This window comes from Streptococcus sp. k-163, from assembly GCF_013277555.1.
GTDB lineage: Bacteria > Bacillota > Bacilli > Lactobacillales > Streptococcaceae > Streptococcus.
Window position 1 is genome coordinate 1 of sequence record NZ_VMND01000033.1, and the last position, 1,066, is coordinate 1,066.

The 1,066-nt window shown below is 38.4% G+C and carries 2 protein-coding genes and 2 pseudogenes; all 4 read left to right on the plus strand.

The window, feature by feature from the left end:
* Positions 1-20: 20 nt before the first annotated feature.
* A pseudogene (locus HT731_RS09210) lies at positions 21-251 on the plus strand (TMEM175 family protein); the annotation flags it as partial.
* On the plus strand, positions 176-535 hold the full coding sequence (locus HT731_RS09480) for a hypothetical protein (protein ID WP_000397555.1): 360 nt from the start codon (positions 176-178) through the stop codon (positions 533-535). The pseudogene HT731_RS09210 and the gene HT731_RS09480, both read left to right, overlap by 76 nt.
* Positions 532-855 carry a potassium channel family protein gene (locus HT731_RS09220; RefSeq protein WP_000825751.1) on the plus strand — a complete coding sequence of 108 codons (324 nt, stop codon included), beginning with the start codon at positions 532-534 and terminating at the stop codon, positions 853-855. The genes HT731_RS09480 and HT731_RS09220 overlap by 4 nt, the downstream gene beginning before the upstream one ends.
* Positions 852-1,066, plus strand: a pseudogene (locus HT731_RS09225) (TIGR00341 family protein); the annotation flags it as partial. The gene HT731_RS09220 and the pseudogene HT731_RS09225, both read left to right, overlap by 4 nt.

Here is a 1,066-nt window from a genome sequence, read left to right on the forward strand (position 1 = left end):
TTTAAAGAGCTGAGCATTAATTAGAAAAACCAACAACACCAAGTCTTGAAGCTTTTTGGGATTTACGGCAAAATTTCTTTGCTTGTTTTCTTTCCTTTTTCTGGTTGGGATCGTTATGGATGGCACTAAACACATTATGGGAAAAGGTTGAGAAAATTTCCTCAGAAATTATTTGGTGGAATTTGTTTCTACTCTTGGAGCGGCAGGAGTTCTCTTTGGAGAATTTCATGCCATCCAAGATACCAGTCTGAATGATGTGGTGGACCGGATCTATATAAATGTCAAGGATTTACCGTTTCAGTCCTTGGGAGCTTTAGCTAATATCCTGTCTGATATTAAGAAGGGACTGATTCAAGACAGTCATATCTGGTCTTTCTTCCAGTCATTTTTCAAACAATATCAGTTGATAATCAGCTTAAATCAGATCTATCAGTTTGTCTATCTTTCTCTGATGGAGATCATGTCCTATCTTCACTTTGATTATTGGAAAAAAACGGCTCGGTCAGGAGCTAGTATGAATAAGGAGAACAAATGAAACGTTTAAAAATGTTATGGCATATTATGCAGGTTACGGGTTTTACTCGGTTTGCTCTGAGTTTTGTGACCTTTGTTTTTGGGTCAGGAGGCGTGCTTTTCCTAGTTGAACCTGCTATCACAAATTACGGAGACGGTCTTTGGTATGCTTTTGTGACTTCGACGACTGTCGGCTACGGGGATCTCCTAGCTGTGACCTTGATTGGAAGGATTACCAGTGTCTTCTTGACGATTTATGGGCTCATATTTTTTGGCTGTTTATCAGCTGTTATTTTTAATTATTATACCAATTTAAATAAGGAAAGAGGAGAGGACAAATGACTGCCAATTATTCAACACGGGAATACCGTGAGAAATTATACGATGACCTTCATGTTCGATTGAGAGATACAGCGATTTTGATGTGTGCAATTTTTATTGCCTCTATCGGACTAAATATGAATTCAACAGCTGTCATTATAGGAGCCATGTTGATTTCACCTCTCATGACACCGATTGTTGGACTGGGATTCGGTTTAGCTATTTTTGATAC

What these genes read in the sequence shown, in the direction of transcription:
- HT731_RS09220 (WP_000825751.1), top strand. Translation starts at nt 532, where the DNA reads ATGAAACGTTTAAAAATGTTATGGCATATTATGCAGGTTACGGGTTTT.